General features: G+C 37.8%; 1 protein-coding gene. It reads right to left on the bottom strand.

Translation table 11 applies throughout. The annotated features are described in order from the left end of the window. Positions 1-213: 213 nt before the first annotated feature. The gene (locus AKL11_RS25315; protein ID WP_157673656.1) at positions 214-1017 is read right to left on the bottom strand and encodes a hypothetical protein; all 804 of its coding nucleotides are present in this window, start codon (positions 1015-1017) and stop codon (positions 214-216) included. Positions 1018-1333: the final 316 nt, after the last annotated feature.

The raw sequence follows: 1333 nt of genomic DNA, 5'->3' as shown, positions 1-1333 counted from the left end.
TTTAATGATGAAATGGAATCAATAAAATTCTGGAAGAGTTCAGATTGCATATCACTCCCCTACCACGTTGATTTTATAGGAGTTTAGCTGATTCAACCATTAACGGTAACTTAGCCTTTGCCAGTGGTTTTTGAGCACATACTTCAAGTGTTACTTACCAGCCCCTACTGGGGATCCTTCACTTACATTTTTGTATTCCACAGGTCTTCCTTTTTATTGATGAACTCGTGGGTATCCATCACTTACATTTTCGTATCCCTCAGGTCTACCTTTTTTATTCGTTTGACAGTAATAATGTAGTGACATTGTGTATTGAGCTTGCATTGGAGTAGGATATTTATCGCGAGGAAAGCGGTTCTGGTAGTAAGAAAAAGCGGTGCAAGTTGTATCTCGCTCATCGTTGTCATTACAACTTGGGAGAGGGTTCCATCTTACCGGTTTATCTATCATCTTCCAATATGGATTATTTTCTCTCTTACAACAAAATACCCATTCTGAACTTAAGTATGGGAATCCACTGTTGGCATCTACGCATCTCATTATTTTTATATCCGGAGGTGGAACTGTAGTTGTGGTTGGTTTTTCTGTAGTTGTCGTTGGTTTATCTGTAGTTATCTTTGATTCTTCTCTCGTCATTACCTCTTTCATCCAGTCTGGATTATTATTTGGTATATTGTACGAGGGTTCTGTGGTTAGCATTGATTCTACTGTGTCGATTTTGCTAGTCACTCCAGCAGAGTGTTGATTGACAAAAGGTCTTGGTGTTGAGCTGGTTATATTTCTCTCTTCTAATGCAGTAGAAGGCGCAGTTGATGCTATACCAAACCCTGCCCCCGTAGCAACTCCTAGCAATATTATTGAACCAACAATAGTTTTTATTGGATTATGAAGTAAATAATTACATTTTTTTGATCCAAAACATGGATTAGCGACTGGAGTTTCAGAAGTATCAGCGTCAAGTTGCGGAACTGAACAATACACAGTGTCTGCTCTAGAAGACATCGCGTGCGATTCCATTATATATACCTTTTATAATAAGACACATTTTAGTGGATGTCAGGATAGTTCTGGCCGGTAATTTGTCAAGATAGCTTTTTTTCGAACCTGCAGCTTCCGACAATTATACGACGATACAAACATATGCCATGTAAATGTATTCAAAAATATTCAAGACAAAAGAAAAACCGCAGCTCCTTTCGCTGGAAAAAAACCACTATATTTACCCTGAAAAACTTGGCTATTTATTGATGTATCAAAGACCATGCTTACTTTAAATTCGTCTGCAATAGCTCGAAACAAATAATCCCAATAGTAAATCATCATGGCAAGAAAC

Source organism: Endozoicomonas ascidiicola, assembly GCF_001646945.1.
Classification (GTDB): Bacteria; Pseudomonadota; Gammaproteobacteria; order Pseudomonadales; family Endozoicomonadaceae; genus Endozoicomonas; species Endozoicomonas ascidiicola.
The sequence above is the reverse complement of the archived record's forward strand: the minus strand, read 5'-3'. Positions and strand labels throughout refer to the sequence as shown.